18 protein-coding genes are annotated in these 22,767 nt (G+C 62.8%); 5 read left to right on the top strand and 13 right to left on the bottom strand.

Annotation, left to right across the window (positions count from 1 at the left end; genetic code table 11):
• Window positions 1-676 precede the first annotated feature (676 nt).
• From ACTG4K_RS01810 to sucC, 9 genes are all read right to left on the bottom strand, one after another.
• Window positions 677-1,252, bottom strand: coding sequence for a pilin (locus ACTG4K_RS01810; protein WP_439112483.1), 576 nt, complete (start codon window positions 1,250-1,252; stop codon window positions 677-679).
• 435 nt (window positions 1,253-1,687) lie between these two features.
• Window positions 1,688-2,167, bottom strand: coding sequence for a Fic family protein (locus ACTG4K_RS01805; RefSeq protein ID WP_439112482.1), 480 nt, complete (start codon window positions 2,165-2,167; stop codon window positions 1,688-1,690).
• A 314-nt stretch (window positions 2,168-2,481) separates the two neighbouring features.
• A complete protein-coding gene (locus tag ACTG4K_RS01800; RefSeq protein ID WP_439112481.1) occupies window positions 2,482-3,294 on the bottom strand; it encodes a 3',5'-cyclic-nucleotide phosphodiesterase in 813 nt (270 codons plus the stop codon).
• A gap of 37 nt (window positions 3,295-3,331) precedes the next feature.
• Window positions 3,332-5,593, bottom strand: a complete 2,262-nt coding sequence (locus ACTG4K_RS01795) for a CHASE2 domain-containing protein (protein ID WP_439112480.1) — start codon at window positions 5,591-5,593, stop codon at window positions 3,332-3,334.
• A 67-nt stretch (window positions 5,594-5,660) separates the two neighbouring features.
• A complete protein-coding gene (locus tag ACTG4K_RS01790) occupies window positions 5,661-6,293 on the bottom strand; it encodes an FHA domain-containing protein (RefSeq protein ID WP_439112479.1) in 633 nt (210 codons plus the stop codon).
• A 44-nt stretch (window positions 6,294-6,337) separates the two neighbouring features.
• Window positions 6,338-7,123, bottom strand: coding sequence for a Stp1/IreP family PP2C-type Ser/Thr phosphatase (locus tag ACTG4K_RS01785; RefSeq protein ID WP_439112478.1), 786 nt, complete (start codon window positions 7,121-7,123; stop codon window positions 6,338-6,340).
• Entirely contained in the window at window positions 7,120-9,885 is a 2,766-nt protein-coding gene (locus ACTG4K_RS01780) for a CHASE2 domain-containing serine/threonine-protein kinase (RefSeq protein WP_439112477.1), read from the bottom strand. The genes ACTG4K_RS01785 and ACTG4K_RS01780 overlap by 4 nt, the downstream gene beginning before the upstream one ends.
• A 238-nt stretch (window positions 9,886-10,123) precedes the next feature.
• Window positions 10,124-11,017 (bottom strand): succinate--CoA ligase subunit alpha, encoded by an 894-nt coding sequence (sucD, locus tag ACTG4K_RS01775; protein ID WP_439112476.1) that lies wholly within the window; start codon window positions 11,015-11,017, stop codon window positions 10,124-10,126.
• Between the two features lie 33 nt (window positions 11,018-11,050).
• Entirely contained in the window at window positions 11,051-12,214 is a 1,164-nt protein-coding gene (gene sucC, locus ACTG4K_RS01770) for an ADP-forming succinate--CoA ligase subunit beta (RefSeq protein ID WP_439112475.1), read from the bottom strand.
• Between the two features lie 189 nt (window positions 12,215-12,403).
• Between sucC and argC the strand changes: the two genes are divergently transcribed.
• Window positions 12,404-13,327, top strand: a complete 924-nt coding sequence (gene argC / locus ACTG4K_RS01765; protein ID WP_439112474.1) for an N-acetyl-gamma-glutamyl-phosphate reductase — start codon at window positions 12,404-12,406, stop codon at window positions 13,325-13,327.
• 99 nt (window positions 13,328-13,426) lie between these two features.
• On the opposite strand, the gene recX is transcribed toward argC, so the two are convergent.
• Window positions 13,427-13,876 carry a recombination regulator RecX gene (recX, locus tag ACTG4K_RS01760; protein WP_439112473.1) on the bottom strand — a complete coding sequence of 150 codons (450 nt, stop codon included), beginning with the start codon at window positions 13,874-13,876 and terminating at the stop codon, window positions 13,427-13,429.
• 55 nt (window positions 13,877-13,931) lie between these two features.
• Complete coding sequence (gene recA / locus ACTG4K_RS01755; RefSeq protein WP_439112472.1) at window positions 13,932-15,095, bottom strand: recombinase RecA; 1,164 nt, start codon at window positions 15,093-15,095, stop codon at window positions 13,932-13,934.
• Window positions 15,096-15,247: 152 nt separating this feature from the next.
• Between recA and ACTG4K_RS01750 the strand changes: the two genes are divergently transcribed.
• The 3 genes from ACTG4K_RS01750 to ACTG4K_RS01740 all read left to right on the top strand — a co-directional run bounded on the left by ACTG4K_RS01750 (window position 15,248) and on the right by ACTG4K_RS01740 (window position 18,221).
• Window positions 15,248-15,781 (top strand): MarR family winged helix-turn-helix transcriptional regulator, encoded by a 534-nt coding sequence (locus tag ACTG4K_RS01750; RefSeq protein ID WP_439112471.1) that lies wholly within the window; start codon window positions 15,248-15,250, stop codon window positions 15,779-15,781.
• Between the two features lie 152 nt (window positions 15,782-15,933).
• Window positions 15,934-16,608, top strand: a complete 675-nt coding sequence (locus ACTG4K_RS01745) for a response regulator (protein WP_439112470.1) — start codon at window positions 15,934-15,936, stop codon at window positions 16,606-16,608.
• 137 nt (window positions 16,609-16,745) lie between these two features.
• Entirely contained in the window at window positions 16,746-18,221 is a 1,476-nt protein-coding gene (locus ACTG4K_RS01740) for a sensor histidine kinase N-terminal domain-containing protein (RefSeq protein WP_439112469.1), read from the top strand.
• A 201-nt stretch (window positions 18,222-18,422) separates the two neighbouring features.
• Here the strand turns inward: ACTG4K_RS01740 and ACTG4K_RS01735 are convergent, their stop codons facing one another.
• Entirely contained in the window at window positions 18,423-19,067 is a 645-nt protein-coding gene (locus ACTG4K_RS01735; RefSeq protein ID WP_439112468.1) for a glutathione S-transferase family protein, read from the bottom strand.
• Between the two features lie 38 nt (window positions 19,068-19,105).
• Window positions 19,106-22,108, bottom strand: a complete 3,003-nt coding sequence (locus ACTG4K_RS01730; protein ID WP_439112467.1) for a DNA topoisomerase III — start codon at window positions 22,106-22,108, stop codon at window positions 19,106-19,108.
• 96 nt (window positions 22,109-22,204) lie between these two features.
• On the opposite strand from ACTG4K_RS01730, the gene ACTG4K_RS01725 reads away from it, so the two are divergent.
• The gene (locus ACTG4K_RS01725) at window positions 22,205-22,717 is read left to right on the top strand and encodes an SET domain-containing protein (protein ID WP_439112466.1); all 513 of its coding nucleotides are present in this window, start codon (window positions 22,205-22,207) and stop codon (window positions 22,715-22,717) included.
• Window positions 22,718-22,767: the final 50 nt, after the last annotated feature.

Below are 22,767 nucleotides of genomic sequence, written 5' to 3'. Positions count from 1 at the left end.
CCATAGGGAATCTAATGAAGTCAAAGGGGAACGTATTCCCCTTTTTACTGGATGAGTCTGCTATTGGCTTCCAGCGGCAAGGCCCCACCCTACGACTCAAGCTGCCTGAAGAGCACGCGGTGTGGCGAATCATCGGTCCGGGCCTACTCATGACCAGCCCCTACTGGGCAGGTGCTGGCCGCACTCAGCGTGATGGTGCAGGCCCGCCAGCGCCTGGGTTTAGAACCGCTGGACCAGCTGTTTGGCTTGCAGAGCCCAGCAGGCTGCAGAAATGCTGGTTTCGATTCCCAAAATCGATTGCCGAGAAGGTGGCCTGACTATTGGGGTCTCGAAAAAATCTCTTGTAGCTCGATTTGAGCGGTCGAAAATTTTGCGTCCTGGGCTGCTCGGAAGTATTTCAGCAGCCTGCAGCCACAGCAAACCAAGCACCAAGAAGCGGTAACCCTTTCGGGCGCGGGGCGTTGAAGCCTGCCCAAGCAGTTGGCGGTATTGCTAGCGCAGTCCTGACACTTCGTTCCACCGCCGGATGCAGCCTCCCACGAGTCGTCAAGAACCCCGCGCACAAGTTTCCAATTAAAATGCCAGTCAGGGTTTGACCGACTGGCATTACGCCCAAGGGCGACTTTTAACTTTCAGGGTTACTTGGGGCAACGCACCGTACATGACCCCGTGCGGCTCAGCGGCATTCCGCAGGAGCGTACTTGGCCAGCAGTGTGCCCACAGTGCGGTTGGCCAGGCTGCGTGCCGTTGCAGTCTGGTTCGTCACCGAAGCACAAGCCCAGTCGATCGCACCGGTGGAGGTGGCAGTCGGGACAACTCCTTGCACGTTGGGCGAGAACACCAGCGTCTGGTTGTTGATGCCTGTCGGGATACCGTTGGCAGCCGTTGCCGCAATAGCCACAGTGATGTTCCAGTTGGCCAGAGTTTGGTCGGTTGCCGCACACAAGGCATTGGTCACGGCCAGCGCGCCGTTGCCCACACAATAGTTGGTCACGTATTTAGAAGCCTTTTCTGCGACAGGCGTCGCGTTCAGGGCAGTGGCAGAAGCAGACATGGCGCTAACGCCACCGGTTTGGAAGGCTTCCGACAACACGCCTTTGACAGAAGCCGCCGCAATGACGCCTTCACTGACCTTGGCACGGATGCTGTAGTCTTGATAAGCAGGCAGAGCCACAGCAGCCAAAATACCGATGATGGCCACCACGATCATCAGTTCGATCAGGGTGAAACCTTTTTGCATGGAACGCTTCATGAGAAAACTCCTTGGAAGGGGAAAACAGGGCTGGGTCGGCTACAGGTACTACTCAGCAGGTACCGTGCCAGCCTGAAGTACCCTATTTTTCGCCTTCTTTTCTTTATTTAAAACCTAAGTGTGACATTTTGTGTTCGATGATACCTCTTAGAGGTGACAAAAATTGTCATTGGATGCCGAATAGACAAGTTTTGTCACAACTCAACCGCGATGCCGGCGTTGAGCCAGCGGATAAGGTGGTGCATGTATCGGGTGTGGTGTCGAAGCAGGGAACTTCTTCTACAGATCCGGCCCGGTGAAGTCTTGAATTCCGTTCGGGCTGAGCCTGTCGAAACCCTTCGACAGGCTCAACCCGAACGGTTGCTACTTCATTGGGCCGGAGCAATAGGATGAACCCTGTTGACCCTGGTTCGCCGCAGCCCGGGCTTGGGTCAATCACGCTTCAATGCCTTTACCGATGCATCGCTCAAAACTTGATTCCAGTGCGAGGTCGTCACAAAGCACAGGGTCCATGTTGGCTTGAACCCATTCACCGGGCTCTGCCGCCCACCAGCTGATCAGGTGGCTTGCGTTGATGATGATGTGCTCGAAGAGGACGCGCTGGGCGCGGCCATTGCCTTCGTGGAACGGGTGAATCACGTTGAGATCAACGAACAATTGCGCCACAAGCCCGACCCGCCCCACTCGCTCAAACCCCTCGTACCCCTGCGCCTTTCGCAGGCGCTCGAAGAGCTTCCCGGTTTCAGGCTCCATGCGAAGGATGTTGCAAAAGCGCGTTCCGCCCTTGGCGATGTCGATGCCACGCAGTTCACCTGCCAGCCATAGCGATCGGCCAACAACCGCTGATGGCTGCGTTTTAGAGAGCCAAGGTCGTAAGGATGAGGTGAGAAGTCGATTTCTTTGGCCGCGACGCACGAGATCTGTCGTTCGGCCTCACTCAACAATGCACCGTGGAGAAGACTGACGCGATTCTTCAGGGGCGAGGGTCGTGTACCCAGGACCAATAGGGGTACTGGCCTGTGCCGTACTTGTCAGCGGTCAAGTCCGTGCTTTTTGATAGGTCTTCAACACGGCTTGACGGGATTGGGCACAGTAGGCTGCTTTGGCTTGCAAGCTGGGCGTTTTCACGGTTGGGGACATCGTCGTTAAAACGACGTTACGTTTTACTGGCCACCCTGATTGGTTGGCATGTGTTTCGCCCAATGCAAAGCCCACGGGCCACAATCGAATCACAACTCAAACGCCATGCCGGCGCTGAGCCAGCGGATGTCATGGCGCAGGTCTTGGGCGTGGCTGGGGGTGGCGCCGAAGCGCTGGATTTCTTCCATGATCAAGCCGGTTTCGGCGGGCTTGGTGTGGGTGATGTAGATGGGGTAGCGCGGGTGGGGGCGCGCGGGGTTGATCTGGTCGAGTTCGTCGGCCAAGGTGGCAGGCGACAGGTGCAGGCTGCGGTGGGCCAGGTCTTTTTCGCGGTCGCTGAAGGCAGTTTCGATAACGAGCATGGCCACGGGCAGCTGGTTGATGCGCTGCCAGAAGGCGGGGTTGCGTTCTGTGTCGCCGCTGAACACCCAGTAACCTGTAGCCGCCGCTGCGGCGTAGCCCACGGCGGGCACGGTGTGCACGGCGGGCAGCACTTCAATGGCTTTTCCGCCTACGTGTAGCACGTCGCCCACGGCGATGGGCACGAAGCGCATGAGCGGTGTGGCGGCGCTGGGGATGCGGGAGAAGTCGGGCCAGATAAGGTTGTTAAAGATGTGGGCCTGCAGCGCGCTGATGGTGCCGGGCAGAGCGTGCACCTGCAGCGGCGGCGCGCCTGCGGCCAGGCGCAGGGCGGCCACGGCGTCGAGCATGAGGGGCAGGCTGGCTACGTGGTCCAGGTGGGAATGGGTGAGCAGCACGTGGTGGATGCGCGCCATTTCGTCCAGGGTGAGGTCGCCCACGCCGGTGCCGGCGTCGATGAGCACATCGTCGTCGAGCAAAAAAGACGTGGTGCGGCAACCGTGCGCGATGGCGCCTGAACAGCCCAGTACCCGTACCCTCATATGCAGCTTTGTGTGGCGATGTGCCGCGGAGACCGGCTCATTTGGTGTCAAAAGTGGTGGCGCCGTCCCACCCGGCAGGGGATGGCGTCAACCTGCCAGAGGCTACCCGCTCGGCATAGAGGCGGTAAAGGACTTTTTCCGCGTTTTGGCGCTGCAGGCTGAGCAGATGTAGGTCGCAAGCGTCCCAGTCTTGGGCGCGCCAGGCTTTGAGTGCCGGGCTCCACCCGCGCAGCTCTTCGGTTTGAGCGGGGCTGAGCGTGGCGAGGGTACCCACTGGGGTGTAGATGGTGACTGCGGTGGCCTTGCCTTTGACGCGCACGCGGTCGAGCTCTTGCCAGACAAACTGGCGCGCCTGGGCCTGGGTGGTTTCGCTCACGACCACGTCCACGCCATACACGCGCGAGAGGCCTTCAAGACGGGCGCCAAGGTTGACGGCGTCGCCCACGACGGTGTAGCTGCGGCGCATGTCAGAGCCCATGTCGCCCACGCACATGGCGCCGGTGTTGATGCCCATGCCCACGCCAATGGCGGGCAGGCCCTGGGCGGCGTGTTCGCGGTTGATCTGCTGCACGGTTTCGGCCATTTCCAGTGCGGTCTGCACGGCCAGGCTGGCGTGGTTGTGCGTGTCGACCGGGGCACCCCAGAAGGCCATGATGCAGTCGCCCATGTATTTGTCGATGGTGCCGCGGTGGCTGCGTATGACGACGGTGAGGCGGCTGAAAACGGTGTTGAGCAGGGCCTGGAGCTGGGTCGGCTCCATGGTTTCAGACAACTGGGTGAAGCCGCGCATGTCGCAAAACATGACCGTGAGCTCGCGGGTGGCGGCGGTCATGGTGTAGCTGTCGGGGTCTTTGACCATTTCGTCCACCAGCTCGGGCGGTACGTAGGTGCCAAACAGCTGGGCCAGCTCGCGTTTGGCGCGGCTTTCCACCAGGTAGCCGTAGCTCATGTTGAGCGCGAAGGCGAGCGCGGCCATGACGAGGGTGCAGGCCAGCGGGAGCACCAGGCCGTGGCCCAGGTAGAGCCAGAAGTTAAGGCCCACCACCACCGTCACCACGCCCAGGCTGAGCGCGACCGCGCGAGCGGCGCTGAGCAGTGGCAAGACCAGGGCCAGCACCAGGCCCGAGGCGACCAGCACCACGAGTTCGTAGCCCAGGGCGTAGTCGGGTTGGGTAATGATTTGGCCGTCCAGCAGGCCGGCAATGAGGTTGGCATGGGTTTCCACGCCGGGGTAGGTTGCGCCCACGGGGGTCACGCGCAGGTCAAGCAGGCCGGGCGCGGAGGTACCCACCAGCACGATTTTGTTGTGCAACTGGCCGGCGGGCACGCGACCAGCCAGAAGGTCGACCGCCGACACGTAGGTGAATGAGCCACCCTGCGGCCCGCCGGGGCCGCGAAACGGCACCAGCGTGGCCACCCGGTCGTCCACCGGAATGGCGAGCGACGTGGCAACCGACGGCGTGCCTTGCGTGAGCCGCACGCTTTCCAGCGCCTGGTAGTCGTGCGTCAAAAAGCGCTCGACCGGAAACCCGGGCTCCACCTGCGGCGAGCCCAGGAGCAGGCGAAACATGGCAAGCGACAGCGACTCGTAATAGCGGCCCTGGTGCTCGGCCAGCAGCGGCAGCGAGCGCACCACGCCGTCACGGGCGGTGATGGCGTTGAAAAACCCGGCCCGGGGCGCGGCTTGGGCCAGCGGGGCGATGTTGGCGCCAAATCCGTCCCAGCGGGTGGCCAGCACGGTGCGGCCACCCAGGGCCTCGGGCTGCATCACGGGGGCGGGCAGCACGCCGCTGGTGCGGCCGTCGCGGTCGCTGGTGAAGTAGTAGCCCAGCACCACGGGGCGGCCCTGCAGGGCACGGGCAAACTGGGCGTCGTAGTCCAGTTCGGGCTGCAGGCTTTGCACGCGTTCGGCAAAGCCGGGCTGGTTGGCCAGGGCGCCGCTGGCGAGCTGCTGCAGTTGGCGCAAGCCTGAGCTGTCGTCGGGCTCGGCAAACACGGTGTCGAAGCCGAGCAAGGCTATGCGCTGGTCTTCAAACAAGGTGTCCACCAGGCGGGCCATGTGGTGGCGCGACCAGGGCCAGCGGCCCACCTCGGCCAGGCTCTTTTCGTCAATGTCGACGATCACCACCCGGTCGTCCAGCGTGGCGGGCATGGTGGCGCGCAGCCGGGTGTCGTAAATGATGTCGTCCAGGCGCTGCAGCAAGCCCATGGGCACCATGCCCACCGCGTGCAAAATCGCAAAAATGAGCGGCAGCAGGGTGACGGCAACGCGCGGGCCGTGCTTGGTCAGGGCCTGCATGGTTGCCGGTTGGTGGGGGCGGACAACCGGCCGTGCACGCAGGGGCGCAGCCCCGCGTGTGCCAGCGTCACGGCTGGATGAACTGCATTTGCGTGCCCGCGAGCTCGATCAGGTCACCGTGGCGCAGGCTGACGGCTTCGGTACCGATGGGGTTGCCGTTGATGGTGGGCTTGATGGCGCCTTCAACCAGCGCAACCACATAGCCCTGGGGTCGGCGGGTAATGGCCGCCACCGCCACACCGGGCTTGCCAATGGTGGTGACCACTTTGACCAGTGGCACCTCGCGGCCGACCGCGGCACCCGACATCACCTTGATGGCGGCGTTGCCCATGGTCGGTGCTGCCACGGGCCCGTTCGGGGCAACCATGGCGCCCGAGTTGATGACCATGGTTTTTTCATAGCTGTCAGAGGCGCCGTCGTGCACAAACTTGATCTTGTATTTGCCAATCTCGACCGAGTCGCCGTTTTGCAGGTGCTGCTTTTTGATGGCTTTGCCGTTGACGTAGGTGCCGTTGGTGCTGTTGAGGTCCTCCAGGAACACGTCGGCACCCGACATTTGCATGACAGCATGCTCTCCGCTCACGGCAAGGTTGTCGATCACGATGTCGTTGTAGGGACGGCGACCGAGTGTGGTGCGGTCTTTGGTGAGTTGCACCTCCTTGATGACAACACCGTCGATGGAAACGATCATTTTCGGCATGGCCGACTCCTGTGGAACCTGAACAATTAATTCTAAAGTGCTGCTTAACGACCCAGCAACCGCGACAGCAATCCCCTGCGGACCGGCTTCGAACGTGCGCATGCCAGTATCACAGAAATATTATCGCGGCCACCGCTGTCGTTGGCTGCATCGATCAGGGCCCGGCCCTTCTCTTCCAGCGTACCGGCCGTCACGAGTATGGCGGCGATGCGCTCGTCGGTCATCATGTCGCTCAAGCCGTCCGAGCACAGCAGGTAAAGATCGCCGTCTTCTGCCCGGTATTCGTTGACTTCCAGCAACACCGTGTCTTCAACACCCAACGCGCGGGTGACGAGGTTTTTGTGGGTGGCGTACTGCGCCTGCTCAAGGGAAATGAGGCCAGCGTCGATCTGCTCTTGCAACAGGGAATGGTCGCGCGTGAGCTGCGTGAAGGCGCCAGCACGCAGCCTGTAGCAGCGGGAATCACCCACATGCCCAATGAGCGCGCGGCTGCCCTGAAACACACCCATGACCAGTGTGGTGCCCATGCCGGCGTACTGGGGGTTGGAGTTGGCCGCGTTAAAAATGGAACGGTTGGCGTTGTCGATGCAGATTTCCATGGCGCGCTTGAGCTCGCGCGCGCTCGCTTCCAAGCCGCCTTCGGACAACCAGCGGCCCAACTCGGTCTTGATGAAGGTGGTGGCCATGGCACTGGCCACTTCGCCCGCGTTGTAGCCGCCCATGCCGTCGGCCAGCACCGCCACCTGGTTGTCCGGGTCGAGCGTGACCGAGTCCTCGTTGTTCTCACGCAAGAGGCCGGGGTCAGTCAGACTGAAAAACTCGAAAATCATGGTGTGGTGGGTAATTGCCGGACATGGACCGCCGCCGAACCGGAGGTGTCAGCGTCATCCCTCCATTGTGTGGCAACTGTGGCGGCGAATGCATCGGCGTTTTCGTTCGCGCTCAAGGCTGCTGTGGTTTGCCTGGGCTGAATGTGGGTCTTTTCGAAGGGCGCCGAGTCGGGCGCAGCCTCAGGCTGTGCAACAGCGGTGGGTACCGTGGGGGGTGCGCTGGCATCCACGAGCTGCAGGTCGTTGGCCAGCTCGCGGCCGGTCTGATAGCGGTCTTGCGGCAGTTTGGACAGCAATTTTTCCAGAATGTCGGCCAGTCGTTCGGGCAGTTCGAGGCGCAGGCTGCGCACGTTGGGCGCGGCCTGGTTGGCTATCTGATACATCAGGGCGGCCATGGAGTCACCCCGCAGGGGCAAGGTGCCCGTGAGCAGCTGAAAGAGCATCACGCCAAGCGAATACAGATCGGAGCGCCCGTCGATGCGCTGGCCGGCGAGTTGTTCGGGCGACATGAAACTGGGGGTGCCGAGCACCATGCCGGTTTTGGTGCGGCTTGAATCGGTGATGCGCGCAATGCCAAAGTCGGTCACCTTCACGGTGCCCGTTGCGGGCGCGTACATGATATTGGCGGGCTTGATGTCGCGGTGCACCACCTGCTGGCTGTGCGCGTAGTCCAGCGCCAGTGCCACCTGGACCCCCATGTCCAGCACAGTGGCCACCGGCAACAGGTGGCCAGGGCGGGTGTACTCGGTGAGATCGCGGCCGTGCAGAAACTCCATGGCAATGAAGGCCAGGTCGTGCTCTTCGCCTGCGTCAAAAATGGTGACGATGTTGGGGTGTTGCAGACGCCCGGCGGTCTCTGCCTCGCGGAAGAACCGTTCCCGGGCGTCCTGCAGTTCGCTGCCTTCAAACTCGGCGCTCAGCGCCAGCGTTTTGATGGCGACCACCCGGCCGATCTTGGGGTCGCGGCCCTGGTACACCACGCCCATGGCGCCCTTGCCCAGTTCTTTGTCAATCTGATAGCGCCCGAGCATAGGTTTTTCGATACCGCCACTGCTCAACAGCAGGGTGCCGCCCAGGTGCGACGAAGCGCCACCGAGGACCACCGCTTCAGACAGGTTGCGCGCCCGCTTCAAGCGCACCTGCACATCGGCATCGCTGCGGTCCAGCTGGGCCATGTGTTCATAAACCGCCTCGGCCTTGTTGAACTGGCGCTTGCGCTCGAAGTCGAGCGCAAGGTGCTTGAGGTTGTCCATCAAGGCTGCGCTGTGGGGCACGCGCCGAAAGCGGTCAAACGCCATGTCGAGCTGCCCCTGGCCTTGCAGCGCAAGGCCCATCATGCGGTTGGTCTCGGCCGACTCTTCGTCCGAGCGTGTCTTGCCGGCTTCGGTCACCAGAAAACGCCTGGTCGTCAGCGCCAGGTGGCCGATCAGCAACAACGCAGCAGGCAACACCAGTTGCAGCCACGTGGAGGCCTTGGCGAGCAGGGTGTACTCCGCAGCGAGCAGGGCAGCAAACAGCACGGCGGTGATGGACGCGGCCATGCCTGCAGACAAACGCGGGATCACAACGACCACATAGGCCGACACCAGCAACAGCACGGCCAACATGGCCGCACCGCCCCACACCGGCTGGGCGATGAAATGGCCGCTCAAGATGCTGGAGGTGATGTGCGCCACTGTCTCGGCGGGCGACATGGCGGCTGATACCGGGGTGGTGAACAAGGTGCCGACACCGGCCGCTGTGGCACCAACGATGACGATTTTGTCGGCGTATTTGGTGGACGAAATCTTGCCCGATATCACATCGTAAAAAGAATCGACGGCAAAAGCCGGCCTGCCATCGCGTTCAGGATAGAACTGTGGCAAGACCGTTGCAGCCGGGTCGGTGGGGATGAAGTTGCGACCCAGCTCGATGCCTTCGCCAGCGCGCACGCGAATGTCCTGGACACCCAGATTCAGACTGTGTGCTGCCACCATCAGACCCATGGACGGCACACTGAAACCATCAAACCGGAGCAGCAAGGGCTCTTGGCGCACCACACCATCGCGGTCGTGTAACTGGTTGAGATGGGCCACGGCCAACGCAGATTGGCCAATGAGGGACATGGGCTGCTGCGACTTGAAGGCGGGGACGCCCATGCCCGCGTAGCCTGCGAGTGCGCTGCGCTGGGCGAATGCGGGCAAGGGGTCATCCGGTCGACCGGCGGATTCAACCAAACTGAAGACCGACGGCACGATCACCCGCCCCGCCTTGGCCAGACTGGAGGCCAGTTGCGCGTCTGAGTCGAGGGCTTCCTCTGCGGCGCCAATGAAGCCCAGCAGGCGCTGGCGAGCCGAGTCGCTCAGGTCGTCAAAAGCGGCTGCCTCAGGTCGGCTGTCGCTGAGCAGCTCGCGCAATGCCCGCAGGCTGTCCAGTCCCCTGTCGGTCTGTGGTTCAAAGAATAAGGCGGTGTGGGCCACGGTTTTGGCCTTGGCGCTGGCGAGCTGGTCGATCAGCTGTGCGTGCACTTCGCGCGGCCAGGGCCAGCGGCCAATATTGGCAATGCTCTGGTCATCGATGGCGATGATCGCAATGCGCTCGCTCGGTACCCGGTCGGTTTGGGAACTGGCAAAGTCGTAAAAGCGTCGCTCCAGCCCCGCAAACAGGTCGGTCGCGGCATGCAACAACAGCACAGCCAGCACCACCAACAAGCCCACCAAGGCGTCAGAGCGCCAGACCGACCTGCGGCCTGTGGACTTCCCGGTACGGCGGCGGTTGGACAAATGGGCCTCTGTGCTTGAACAAAACGGCGCGATGGCGTACACACACTCGGCTAGGAGCCTGTGCAACCTCTGCTCCTCATTGTCAACGGCAGCAAAGTTGTTGCATTTCGTTGCAAGACAAGCGGGCAGATCAAGGCGCTGTGTGGACTTGACGCGCCTTTTCAAGCGGCGCAAAAAAAGGGCAACGAAATCGTTGCCCTTTTTGGTTCGCCCGTCGGGCGTGTTCAGAAGCCGATGCTTACAGCATCGCCTTGAGCAGCTTGGCCATTTCTGATGGGTTGCGCGTGACCTTGAAGCCACACTCTTCCATGATGGCGAGCTTGGCATCGGCCGTATCGGCACCGCCAGAGATGAGCGCACCGGCGTGGCCCATGCGCTTGCCCGCGGGTGCGGTCACGCCGGCGATGAAGCCAACGATCGGCTTCTTCATATTGGCCTTGCACCACAGAGCGGCTTCGGCTTCGTCCGGGCCACCGATCTCGCCGATCATGATCACCGCGTCGGTGTCGGGATCGTCGTTGAAGGCGCGCATCACGTCGATGTGCTTCAGACCGTTGATCGGGTCGCCACCAATGCCGACAGCGCTGGACTGGCCCAGACCGATTTCGGTCAGTTGTGCCACGGCTTCATAGGTCAGCGTGCCCGAACGGGACACGACGCCGATGCGGCCTTTGCGGTGGATGTGACCGGGCATGATGCCGATCTTGATCTCGTCGGGCGTGATCAGGCCAGGGCAGTTGGGGCCCAGCAGCAGGGTGCGCTTGCCACCGGCAGCTTCCTTGGCCTTCATGCGGTTGCGCACTTCCAGCATGTCCTTGACCGGAATGCCCTCGGTGATACAGATGGCCAGGTCCAGGTCGGCTTCAACGGCTTCCCAGATGGCAGCGGCTGCTCCGGCTGGCGGCACATAGATCACCGACACGGTGGCGCCGGTTTCCGACGCAGCTTCCTTGACCGAGCTGTAGATCGGAATGTTGAAGATCGACTCGCCGGCCTTCTTCGGGTTTACGCCGGCCACGAAGCAGTTTTTGCCGTTCGCATATTCCTGGCACTTTTCCGTGTGGAACTGACCGGTCTTGCCGGTGATGCCCTGGGTGATGACCTTGGTGTCTTTGTTGATGTAGATCGACATGACTTGTTCTCGCTTTTCTGGTGAACCGGGCTATCAGGCGTTAACGGCGGCAACCACTTTTTGAGCGGCTTCGGCCATGGTGTCGGCGCTGATGATGGGCAGGCCGGACTCGGCGAGCATCTTCTTGCCCAGCTCTTCGTTGGTGCCCTTCATGCGAACCACCAATGGAACATTCAGATTCGTTGCCTTGCAGGCCGTGATCACACCGGTGGCAATGGTGTCGCACTTCATGATGCCGCCGAAGATGTTGACCAGGATCGCCTTGACCTTGTCGTTCTTCAACATGATCTTGAAGGCTTCCGTGACCTTCTCGGGGGTGGCGCCGCCGCCCACGTCCAGAAAGTTGGCCGGCTCGGCGCCGAACAGCTTGATGGTATCCATGGTGGCCATGGCCAGACCGGCACCGTTCACCAGACAGCCGATGTTGCCATCCAGGCTGATGTAGGCCAGGTCAAATTTCGACGCTTCGATTTCGGCCGGATCTTCTTCGTCCAGGTCGCGGTAGGCCACGATCTCGGGGTGGCGGAACAGCGCGTTGGCGTCAAAGTTGAACTTCGCGTCCAGGGCCATCAGGTTGCCCTTGGAGTCGCAGTTCAGCGGATTGATTTCCACCAGCGACGCGTCGGTGTCCATGTAGCACTTGTAGATCTTGGCGAAGATATCAACTGCCTGATCCACAGAAGCGCCGGTCAGGCCAATGGCTTCGGCCACCTTCTTGCTCTGCTCCGTGGTGATGCCCGTCAGGGGATCGATCATCTCGGTGATGATCTTCTCAGGCGTGGAGTGGGCCACTTCCTCGATATCCATGCCGCCTTCGCTCGACGCGATCAGGGCCACCTTCTGCGTGGCGCGGTCGGTGACGAGCGACACATACAGTTCGTTTTTGATGTCAGCGCCGTCTTCGATGTAGAGGCGACGCACCTTCTGGCCTTCGGGGCCGGTCTGGTGGGTCTTGAGCTGCATGCCCAGGATCTCGCCCGAAATGCGCTTGACGTCTTCAATGGTCTTGGCAACCTTGACGCCGCCACCCTTGCCACGGCCACCGGCGTGGATCTGCGCCTTCACGACCCACACGGGGCCGCCCAGCTTTTGAGCGGCTTCCACCGCCTCTTGCACCGTAAACGCCGCAATGCCGCGGGGTACTGGCACACCAAATTGGCGCAAGATTTCCTTGCCTTGGTACTCGTGAATCTTCATGAGGTCTCTCTCAGGAATGGATGAAAGGGTCAACGACCAACCAGAGGCGGCCGAAAATCGGGCGCTGGGAACAGCAACCGGGGAATGTATCATGCTGCATCGCACCAAAGGCATGCACTGCAGCGCGCTACGTAATGCATAATTATATTGATGCATCTCTGAACCCAAACTGACAAGGCAAACAGCGTCATGGCCAAAGTCTTCATTGATGGCGAAGCAGGCACCACCGGACTGCAAATTCGCGAGCGTTTGCACAACATGCCGGGTGTTGAAGTGGTCAGCATCGCGCCCGAGCGCCGCAAGGATCCAGCCGCCAAACGCGACCTGATGGCCCAAGTGGATCTGGTCATTCTGTGCCTGCACGACGATGCAGCCATCGAGTCGGTGGCCATGATCGACAGCCTGCCCGGCCACAAACCGCGCATCATTGATGCGTCGACCGCGCACCGCTGCGCACCCGACTGGGTGTTTGGCTTCCCCGAGCTGTGTGCAGGTCAGCGCGAAACCGTGGCCAACGCGGCGCGGGTGGCCAACCCCGGCTGCTACGCCACCGGTGCCATTGCCCTGATTCGCCCCTTGGTGGACGCCGGTCTGTTGCCCAAGGACTTCCCCGTCTCGCTGCCCTCGGTCAGCGGGTACTCGGGCGGTGGGCGCACCATGATTGAGGCCTATGAAAAAGGCGAAGCGCCTTTGCACGAGGCCTACGCGCTGGGCTTGGCGCACAAGCATATTCCCGAGATCTTGCGCTACACCGGTCTGGAGCGCCGCCCCATCTTCATTCCAGCGGTGGGCAACTTCCGCCAGGGCATGCTGGTGCAACTGCCGCTGCATCTGGATGCGCTGCCGGGCACACCCAAGGCCAGTGATCTGTTTGATGCGCTGGTGGCGCACTACGCGGCCAGTGCCGCAGCAGGTGGCTGGGTGAGCGTTGAGCCCGCCACCGAGAGCGGCAAGCTCGACGCCACCGCACTCAACGACACCAACAAGCTGGAGTTGCGCGTGTTTGGCAACGACAACCACCACCATGCCGTGCTGATTGCGCGCCTGGACAACCTGGGCAAGGGCGCCAGCGGTGCGGCGGTGCAAAACCTGCAGTTGATGCTCGGAATGTGATTCCCCTGCGCCACGGCGCATGCTGGGTTTCGTCATGAGCTCCCGGTACGTTTTGGGCCGGCACGTAGGCCTCAAGGCCCGCCTTTGCATCCGTCTGACTCAGTCGTCGTCACCCCCAGAGACCACGCGGCGGACGGCTTCGGCGCCGAAGCCGCGTGCCAGAAGAAAGCGCATGTGTTTGGCGCGGCCTGAGGCGTCGGTGGCGGGTTCGCCGAACTTCTTGCGCCAGACGTCGCGCGCCCGCTCCAGCTCTGTGTCTTTCAGCGCGGCCACGGCATCGGCTACTGCTGCCGGGTCCAGCCCCTTGGCCTGCAGCTCCTGCTTAACCCGGGCTGCACCCATTTTTGCAGCGCGGCGGTGCACCACCGATTCGAGCACGCGCTGCTCGTTGATGAAGCCTTTGGCCTCCAGCTCATCGAGTGCCCGCGCCAGCTCGCCGGTCTCGGTTTCGTGGGTGCGCAGCTTGCGTTCCAGTTCGGCTCGCGAATGCTCACGCCCGCTCAGCAGGCGCAGCGCCCGCCCTTTGAGGGAAATTTGATCGAATGCCATTGCTAGGACAGCCGCTGCCCAGGCCTTGGTGCGGGCAGCGGGTTGTCAAAGTGGGTTATTCGGCGGTTGGGGCTGCGCGCTCGGCCTTGTCCACCTTGTCCACCTTGTCCGCCTTGTCCGCCTTGTCGGTTTTCTCGGCTTTGTCTGCCTTGCCCGCTTTTGCACCCTTGGCTGCGGCAGCAGGCTCGTCCACAGGCAACAACGGCACACCCAGCGAAGCGCGCACCTTGTTTTCGATTTCGACACGCAGATCGGGGTTTTCGCGCAAGAATTCGCGCGAGTTGTCGCGACCCTGGCCAATCTTTTCGCCGTTGTAGGCGTACCAGGCACCCGACTTTTCGATCACCTTGTTGTTAGAACCGAGGTCCAGGATTTCACCTTCGCGGCTGATGCCCTCGCCAAAGAGGATGTCGAACTCAGCGGTTTTGAACGGTGGCGAGACCTTGTTTTTGACCACCTTGACCTTGGTTTCGTTGCCGATCGCTTCATCGCCCTTTTTGATGGTGCCCGTGCGGCGGATGTCCAACCGGACCGAGGCGTAGAACTTCAGCGCGTTGCCACCGGTGGTGGTTTCGGGGCTGCCGAACATCACGCCAATCTTCATGCGGATCTGGTTGATGAAGATGACCATGCAGTTGGTCTTCTTGATGTGCGCGGTGAGCTTGCGCAGCGCCTGGCTCATCAGACGGGCTTGCAGGCCAGGCAGGCTGTCGCCCATTTCGCCTTCGAGCTCGGCCTTGGGCGTGAGCGCCGCCACCGAGTCCACCACGATCAGGTCGACCGCGCCGGAGCGCACCAGGCTGTCCACGATTTCCAGGGCCTGCTCGCCGGTGTCGGGCTGGGAAATCAGCAGGTCTTGCAGGTTCACACCGAGCTTCTGCGCGTACTGGATGTCCAGTGCGTGTTCGGCGTCGACAAAGGCGCAGGTGCCAGCGAGCTTTTGCATTTCAGCAATGACCTGCAGCGTGAGCGTGGTCTTGCCGGAGGACTCCGGGCCGTAGATTTCGATCACCCGGCCGCGCGGCAGGCCGCCGACGCCCAGGGCGATGTCCAGCCCCAGCGAGCCAGTGGACACCACCTGGATGTCTTCAATGACTTCACCCTCGCCCAGCCGCATGATGGTGCCCTTGCCGAACTGCTTTTCGATCTGGGCCAGCGCGACCTGCAAGGCTTTGGCTTTTTCACTGTTGAGGGGATTGGGTTTGACGGCTGCGTCCATTTGAAGCTCCTGGGCGGGTAAGTGGGTGGTCGCTTCCTGCATGTGTTTTTGCGTACAGGCTGGATGCTTGAACAGCAGTCTACAGCCAAGTAAAACGTACAGCACGTCTTTTATGGTCAGTTTGACTTACCATTTACCCTACCATTGGCGACATGCCTGAAACCACCTTGTCAACAGACCCCGCCACAGGTGCGGACGACCGCTGGCGCGTGGGCCACCTGGGCCGCCTGATGGGGCAGGCTTTGCGCCGTTTTGACGAGCGGGTGTTGCACCTGATGGCGCACAACGCGGAAGTGCCGCTGGCCTTGTCGAACCTGGCGGCACGCGCGCAGATTGGCGCGGCGCACATCCACATCACGCGCCACCTGGGCCTGCAGGGCTCGCGCCTGACCGACCTGGCCCAGCAGGCCGGCATGAGCAAGCAGGCCATGGGCGACCTGGTGACGCAGTGCGACGCCTGGGGCCTGGTGCGGCGCGAACCCGACCCGCTGGACGCCCGGGCGCGCCGCATCGTTTTCACCGACACGGGGCTGCTGTGGCTGGAAGCCTTTCGGCAGGCGGTGGCGCAGACGGAGAGCGAATTTCGGGCGCAAGTAGGCACCGACGTGGCCACCGTGGTGGCCCTTGGCCTGGAAGCCTACGGCTCGGAGGCCGTAGACACGCGCCGGCACGGCGCTACCCGGTGAAACCCCGGGGGTCCAGAGGCGCCCAAGGACAGGCCCGCAGCCTAAAATGGACTCGGCGCGGATGTTGGTTGTGGCGGCGTTTGTGTGCCCCTGCACAGCCTGGTCCGTCCGTTTCAACAAAAAAACCGCTCGCCAGACCAGAGGAGACACCCATGCGCATCTTGATTGCCGAAGACGACCAGGTTCTGGCCGATGGCCTGTTGCGCAGTTTGCGCGCCGCCGGCGCCGCCGTGGACCATGTGGCCAGTGGCAGCGAGGCCGATGCCGCGCTGATGACGAACAACGAGTTCGACTTGCTGATTCTGGACCTGGGCCTGCCCAAGCTGCATGGGCTGGAGGTGCTCAAGCGTCTGCGCTCGCGCGGCTCGTCGTTGCCGGTGCTGATCCTGACCGCTGCGGACAGCGTGGAAGAGCGGGTGAAGGGGCTGGACTACGGTGCTGACGACTACATGGCCAAGCCGTTTTCGCTGCAGGAACTCGAAGCCCGCGTACGTGCGCTGTCCCGCCGGGGCATGGGTGGCAGCACCAACACCATCAAGCATGGCCCGCTGGAATACGACCAGGCCGGGCGCGTGGCCACCATTGAAGGGCGCATGGTGGAATTGTCGGCCCGCGAGCTGGGCCTGCTGGAAGTGCTGCTGCAGCGCGCCGGGCGACTGGTGAGCAAGGACCAACTGGTGGAGCGCCTGTGCGAGTGGGGCGAAGAGGTAAGCAACAACGCGATCGAGGTCTACATCCACCGCCTGCGCAAGAAGATTGAAAAGGGGCCGATCCGCATCGCTACGGTGCGTGGCCTGGGTTACTGCCTTGAAAAGATCCCTGGGTGAAGGCCCCCCCCGCGCCGGGCTTGCAGCCCGTCACCCCCCAGGGGGCAGCACTGGCGGCCCGGCAAAGCCGGTTCCACGGTGCTCTGGGCTGGAACCCGTCGCACCGGACGACTGTCCGCTGAGCCGTCGGTTCTGACATGTCCGCCCCCCAAAAACACGACAACGCCCAGATGTCGTTCGGGCTGTTCCAGCGCGAACAGCGCAGCCTGTTTGGTGAAATCCTGGACTGGATGCTCACGCCACTGCTGCTGCTGTGGCCGCTGTCGCTGGCGCTGACGTGGTTTGTGGCCCAGGGCATTGCCAGCAAGCCGTTTGACCGTGCGTTGGAATTCAACCTGCAAGCACTGACGCAGTTTGTGGAGAGCCAGGACGGCAAGGTGAGCTTCACGCTCACGCCACAGGCGCGCGACCTGCTGCGGGCCGACGACAGCGACCTGGTCTATTACCAAGTGGTGGACCCACGCGGCGAGCTGATCAGCGGCGAAAGCGACTTCCCGCTACCGCGCGACAACGAAACCCCCGAACCAGGCCGCGTGCTGATGCGCGACGACCTGGTGCGCGGTGACGAGGTGCGGGTGGCCTACACCTGGCTGTCGCGCGGCAACGGCACGCAGCGCCTGGTGCTGATGCAGATGGCCGAAACCAAGGGCAAGCGCTCGACCCTGGCGACCGAAATCATCAAGGGCGTGATGGTGCCGCAGTTCGTCATCTTGCCGCTGGCGGTGCTGCTGGTGTGGCTCGCACTGGTGCGCGGTATCCGGCCGCTGAACGAGCTGGAGCAGCGCATTCGTGCCCGCAAACCCGACGACTTGAGTCCGATTGAAGAGTCGTTCATCCCGCAAGAAGTCGCGCCGCTGGTATCGTCCATCAACGACTTGCTCGCCCGCTTGAAAACCTCGCTGACCACGCAAAAACGCTTTCTGGCGGATGCCGCGCACCAGCTGAAAACGCCGCTGGCCGGGCTGCGTATGCAAGCCGAACTGGCGCAGCGCGAGAACGATCCGGTCGAGATTCGCGGCTCGCTGCAACAGATTGCCCGCTCCAGCGCCCGCGCCACCCACACCGTGAACCAGCTGCTGGCGCTGGCGCGCGCCGAAACCACCGGGCGCACACTGCCCAGCGCCCGGATCGACCTGGCCAAACTGGTCACCAGCGTGGTGCAAGACTCGGTGCCACGGGCGCTGGAACACGGCAACGATTTGGGCTACGAGGGCCCAGACAGCGTGCCGGCCGACTGCATGATGGACGGCAACCCGACCTTGCTGCAGGAAATGGTGCGCAACCTGGTGGACAACGCCATCAACTACTCAGGCCGGGGTGGCGTGGTGACGGCGCGGGTGCTGTTGGACCGCTTCAGCGGCGTGCAGATTTTGCAGGTGGAAGACAACGGCCCCGGCATTCCTGAAAACGAGCGCGACCTGGTGCTGCAGCCGTTTTACAGAGCACTGGGCACCAACGTGGACGGCTCTGGCCTGGGCCTGGCCATCGTGCATGAAATCGCCCAGCAGCACGGCGCCAGTGTCTATATGGACGACGCGCACCCCGACCAAGCCAACCGCGGCCTGCTGGTGTCGGTGCGTTTCGCACCCGCCAAGCAGCCACCACAGGAATAAGCTGTTTCAGGCAGCGGAGCGTGGGGGCCAGCGGGCCAGCCGCCGGGCCGCCCCAAGGCAGGCCCAACCCCCTTGGGGGGCAGCGACCCGCGCAGCGGCGGAGCGTGGGGGCCAGCGGGCCAGCCGCCGGGCCGCCCCAAGGCAGGCCCAACCCCCTTGGGGGGCAGCGACCCGCGCAGCGGCGGAGCGTGGGGGCCGCTCTTACCCCTGGTAAACGTTGAGCTGCAGCTTCTCGCGCTCCACCGCACGCGCCACCGCTGGCAGAGCGGCAAAGCGCTGAGCCAGGTCCCAGGTGGCTGGAAAGTCGGTGGGGTTGATACCTGCGTAACCACCCCAGCGCAGCAGCGTTAGCGCATACGCGTCGAGCGCGCTGGGCTTTTCACCGGCCATCCAGGGAGCGGCTTGCGCGGCCAGCGCTTCAATCTCGCCGAGCAGTTCCCGGTAGCGCTCGACGGCAAAGCCACGAATGGCTTTTTGCGCGGCTTCGTCGTCGGTGAACTTCTGGGGCATGAACACATGGGTGAAGGTCGGGTGCACCGTGTTGTTCATCCAGGTGAGCGTCTGTAAGGCGCGCGTGCGCGCCATGCCGGTGGCAGGCAAGATACCGGCCTCGGGCAGCTTGGCGTCCAGGTGCAGCAAGATGGTCACGATCTGGGTGACGACCTCACCGCCGTCCACCAGCACAGGCACCTGGCCGCGCGGGTTGAGCGCCAGGTATTCGGCCGAGCGCTGCTCGCCTTTGTGCAGCTTGACGCTGGCGGGCTCGAATTCGGCACCAGCGAGTTCCAGCATGGCGTGCGGCACAAAAGAACAAGCGCCGGGGGCAAAGAAAAGTTTGAGGGCCATGAAAAGTCTCCTGTGGGTAGGGTTCAGCGTTTCGGTGTTCAGCTCAGGTGCTTGCCGACAATGCCGGCCAGTTCAAACATGGTGACCTGGGGCTTGCCAAACACCGGCGTGAGCTTGGCATCGGCATTGATGCTTCGCTTGTTGGTGGCGTCTTGCAGGCCATTGGCCTTGATGTAGTCCCACAGCTTTTTGATGACCTCGGTACGGGCCACCGGCTCGGCTCCGATCACGGCGGCCAGTGCCTCGCTGGGCTTGAGGCCGGCACCGGGTGTGGTTTTGCGCGGCGCCTTGGGCACCTTCACGGTGGCGGTTTTGGTGGCTGCCGTTTTTTTGGCGGCAGCCTTTTTAGCGGGTGCGGCCTTGGCCGCAGCAGCCTTTTTGGCAGGCGCTGCTTTCGCGGTTGCGCCAGCGGCTGTCTTGCGCGGTGGGAACTTGGACGGCGCAAACTCGAAATTCACCTTGCCCGCTTCTTTGTCCCAGGCCAGGAAGGCCTTGAACGCGCGGCGGGTGCGCATCGACACGAACTTGTCGAGCAGATCGGTCTTGCCGGTTTCCAGCAGCTTGTGCATCTGCTCGCGCGCCACGGGCTGCTGCAAGATGATCTTGCCGCTCTTGAAGTCGCAGATGGGCGTGGGCTGGGCTTCGGTGGGCACCGCCTTGCTGCAGACGTAGTTGGCACCGTGCTCGTGCACCGGGCTGCCGCACTTAGGGCAGGCGCCGAGTGACTCGCTGGCTGAGAAGTCCACCAGCTCGCCGGTTTCTTCGCCTTTTTTGTCGTCGCCAAAGTCGAATTCAAGCTTCCAGTTCTTGTCTTCCTCAACGAACTTGATCACGATCTCGGCCACGAAGGGCCAGCCGGCTTTGGAGCGGAAGCCTTCCAGTGGGCCAATCTTTTTGCTCGCCAGCAGCAACTCAGCCTCTTCCGGCTCAAAGGTGCGTCCGGCTGGCGATTTGCCAAACGAGAAACCGCAGCCATCGCTGCGCCCGTCGGCACCGGTACAGGTGTAGCGGCGGTAGTTTTCCTTCACCACGCCACCGCAGTTGGGGCAAGGCGTTTGCAGCGTGGCATAGTTGCCGGGGATGGTGTCTCGGTCGTATTCCTTGGCCTTTTTGACCATGTGCTCGGTCATCTGGGCAATCTCAGCCATGAAGGCGCTGCGGCTGAGCTGGCCTTTTTCCATCTGCGCCAGCTTGTATTCCCACTCGCCGGTGAGTTCGGCTTTGGACAACTCTTCCACGCCCAGGCCGCGCAGCAGCGTCATGAGCTGGAACGCTTTGGCTGTGGGAATAATTTCGCGGCCTTCACGGATGATGTATTTCTCGGTCAGCAAACCTTCGATGGTGGCAGCGCGCGTGGCGGGCGTGCCCAGGCCTTTTTCCTGCATCGCTTCGCGCAGCTCGTCGTCGTCGATGGTCTTGCCGGCACCTTCCATGGCGCCCAGCAACGTGGCTTCTGAATAGCGCGCGGGTGGCTTGGTTTTCAAGCCCTTGGGCTCGACGCTCTCGGTGCGCACGGTTTCGCCCGGCCGCACGGGCACCAGGTTCTGGCCCTTGTCGCCTTCCTTGGCGTCGGTCACGTCCTCGGCGGCTTCCTTGCCGTACACGGCCATCCAACCCGGTTTGACGAGCACTTTGCCTTCGGTTTTGAAGTTGTGACCAGCGGGCACGGCAGGCACCGCCACCGTGGTGATGCGGGTCGTCACCGTGAACTCGGCGCTGGGGAAGAACACCGCCAGGAAACGGCGCACCACCAGGTCGTACAGCTTCTGCTCGGCGTCGCTCAGACCGCTGGGCGCTTGCAGCGTGGGGATGATGGCAAAGTGATCCGACACCTTGCTGTTGTCAAAAATGCGCTTGGTGGGGCGGATATAGCCGTTGTTGAGTGCGGTGAGTGCGTGCGGCGCCAGGTGCTTCATGCCGCTGTCGGCCAGCATCTCGAAGGTCTGCTTGACGGTGGGCAGGTAGTCCTCTGGCAGGGCGCGCGAGTCGGTCCGCGGGTAGGTCAGGGCCTTGTGGCGCTCGTACAGGCTTTGTGCGAGCTGCAGCGTGGTCTTGGCTGAAAAGCCAAAACGGCCGTTGGCCTCGCGCTGCAGGCTGGTCAGGTCGTACAGCAGGCCGCTGGCTTGCGTGGTGGGCTTGCTTTCTTCCTTCACCGTGGCGCTCTGGCCGCGCACGGCGTCGGCAATGGCGGTGGCGTCGCGCTGGTTCCACACGCGGTCGGCCTTGAGCTCGGCGTCGGCGTCTTCACCGCTGGGTTTCTTGAAGGCAGGGTCGAACCACTTGCCGGGGTAAGCGCCGGCCTCGGCTTGGAAAGACGCGTGGATTTCCCAGTAATCGCGGCTGCGGTGGGCGCGGATTTTTTCTTCGCGCTCGACCACGATGGAGAGCGTGGGCGTCTGCACCCGGCCCACGGTGGTGAGGAAGAAGCCGCCGTCGCGCGAGTTGAACGCGGTCATGGCGCGCGTGCCGTTGATGCCAACCATCCAGTCGGCCTCGGAGCGGCTGCGGGCGGCGTCGGCCAGGCCCTGCATCTGCTCGTCGCTGCGCAGGTGCGCGAATCCGTCGCGGATGGCCGCTGGCGTCATCGACTGCAGCCACAGGCGCTGCACCGGCTTGCCCAGGCTCTGGTATTGGCCGTTTTTCTGGCCGCCGGCGTACTGCTCGATCAAGCGGAAGATCAGCTCACCCTCGCGGCCCGCGTCACAGGCGTTGATGAGGCGGCCCACGTCTTTGCGCTTGGCCAGCCTGACCACGGCGCTCAGCCGCGACTTGGTCTTGTCGATAGGCTTCAGGTCGAAGTACGGCGGCAGCACGGGAAGGTGAGCAAAGCTCCACTTGCCGCGTTTCACGTCGAACTGTTCGGGCGCGGCGATTTCCACCAGGTGGCCCACGGCAGACGTGACCACGTACCGATCGTTTTCAAAATGGTCGTCGTGTTTGTCGAACTTGCCCACGGTCGGGGTCAGTGCGCGCACGATGTCCTGGGCCACGGATGGCTTCTCCGCAATGACCAGCGTTTTGGCGAAACCTTCAGTTTTCATCTCTACAATCAGCTTTCGCGCGTACACACGCGCACACATGGGTACGCGCACACTCGCGCGCACCTGCATGAATCAACCTTACCAAAAATTTTGGCCGTGACGCAAAGCCCCCGCCCGACGCTCTCGCCCGCCCAAAATAAGCCATCGGCTGCCAGGCGCATCCAGACCCGCCGCTCGGGTGTGCACGGCAAAGGCGTCTACGCCATGGTGGATCTGGCCGAGGGCGAGACGCTGATTGAATACGTAGGCGAAGTCATCACCTGGGACGAAGCGCTCAAGCGCCACCCACACGACCCCACCGACCCCAACCACACGTTCTATTTCCACATTGACGAAGAACACGTGATCGACGCCAAGTTTGGCGGCAACTCGTCGCGCTGGATCAACCACAGCTGCGCCCCCAACTGCGAGGCCGAGATCGACGACAGCCGAGTGTTCATCCGGGCGCTGCGCAACATTGCAGCCGGCGAAGAGCTGTTTTATGACTACGGGCTGGTGATCGACGAGCCCTACACCCCCAAGCTCAAGGCGCAGTACCCGTGCTGGTGCGGTGCACCGACATGCCGGGGCACTTTACTGGCCCCCAAGCGCGCGGGCAAGCAGCGATGACCCCCCTGCGCCGCTTCGCGTCTTCTCCCCTGAAGGAGGGACGCAGCTGG

It is taken from the genome of Hydrogenophaga sp., from assembly GCF_965657535.1.
GTDB lineage: Bacteria > Pseudomonadota > Gammaproteobacteria > Burkholderiales > Burkholderiaceae_C > Hydrogenophaga.
Note: the sequence above shows the minus strand (reverse complement) of the source record. Positions and strands in the feature narration are given on the sequence as shown.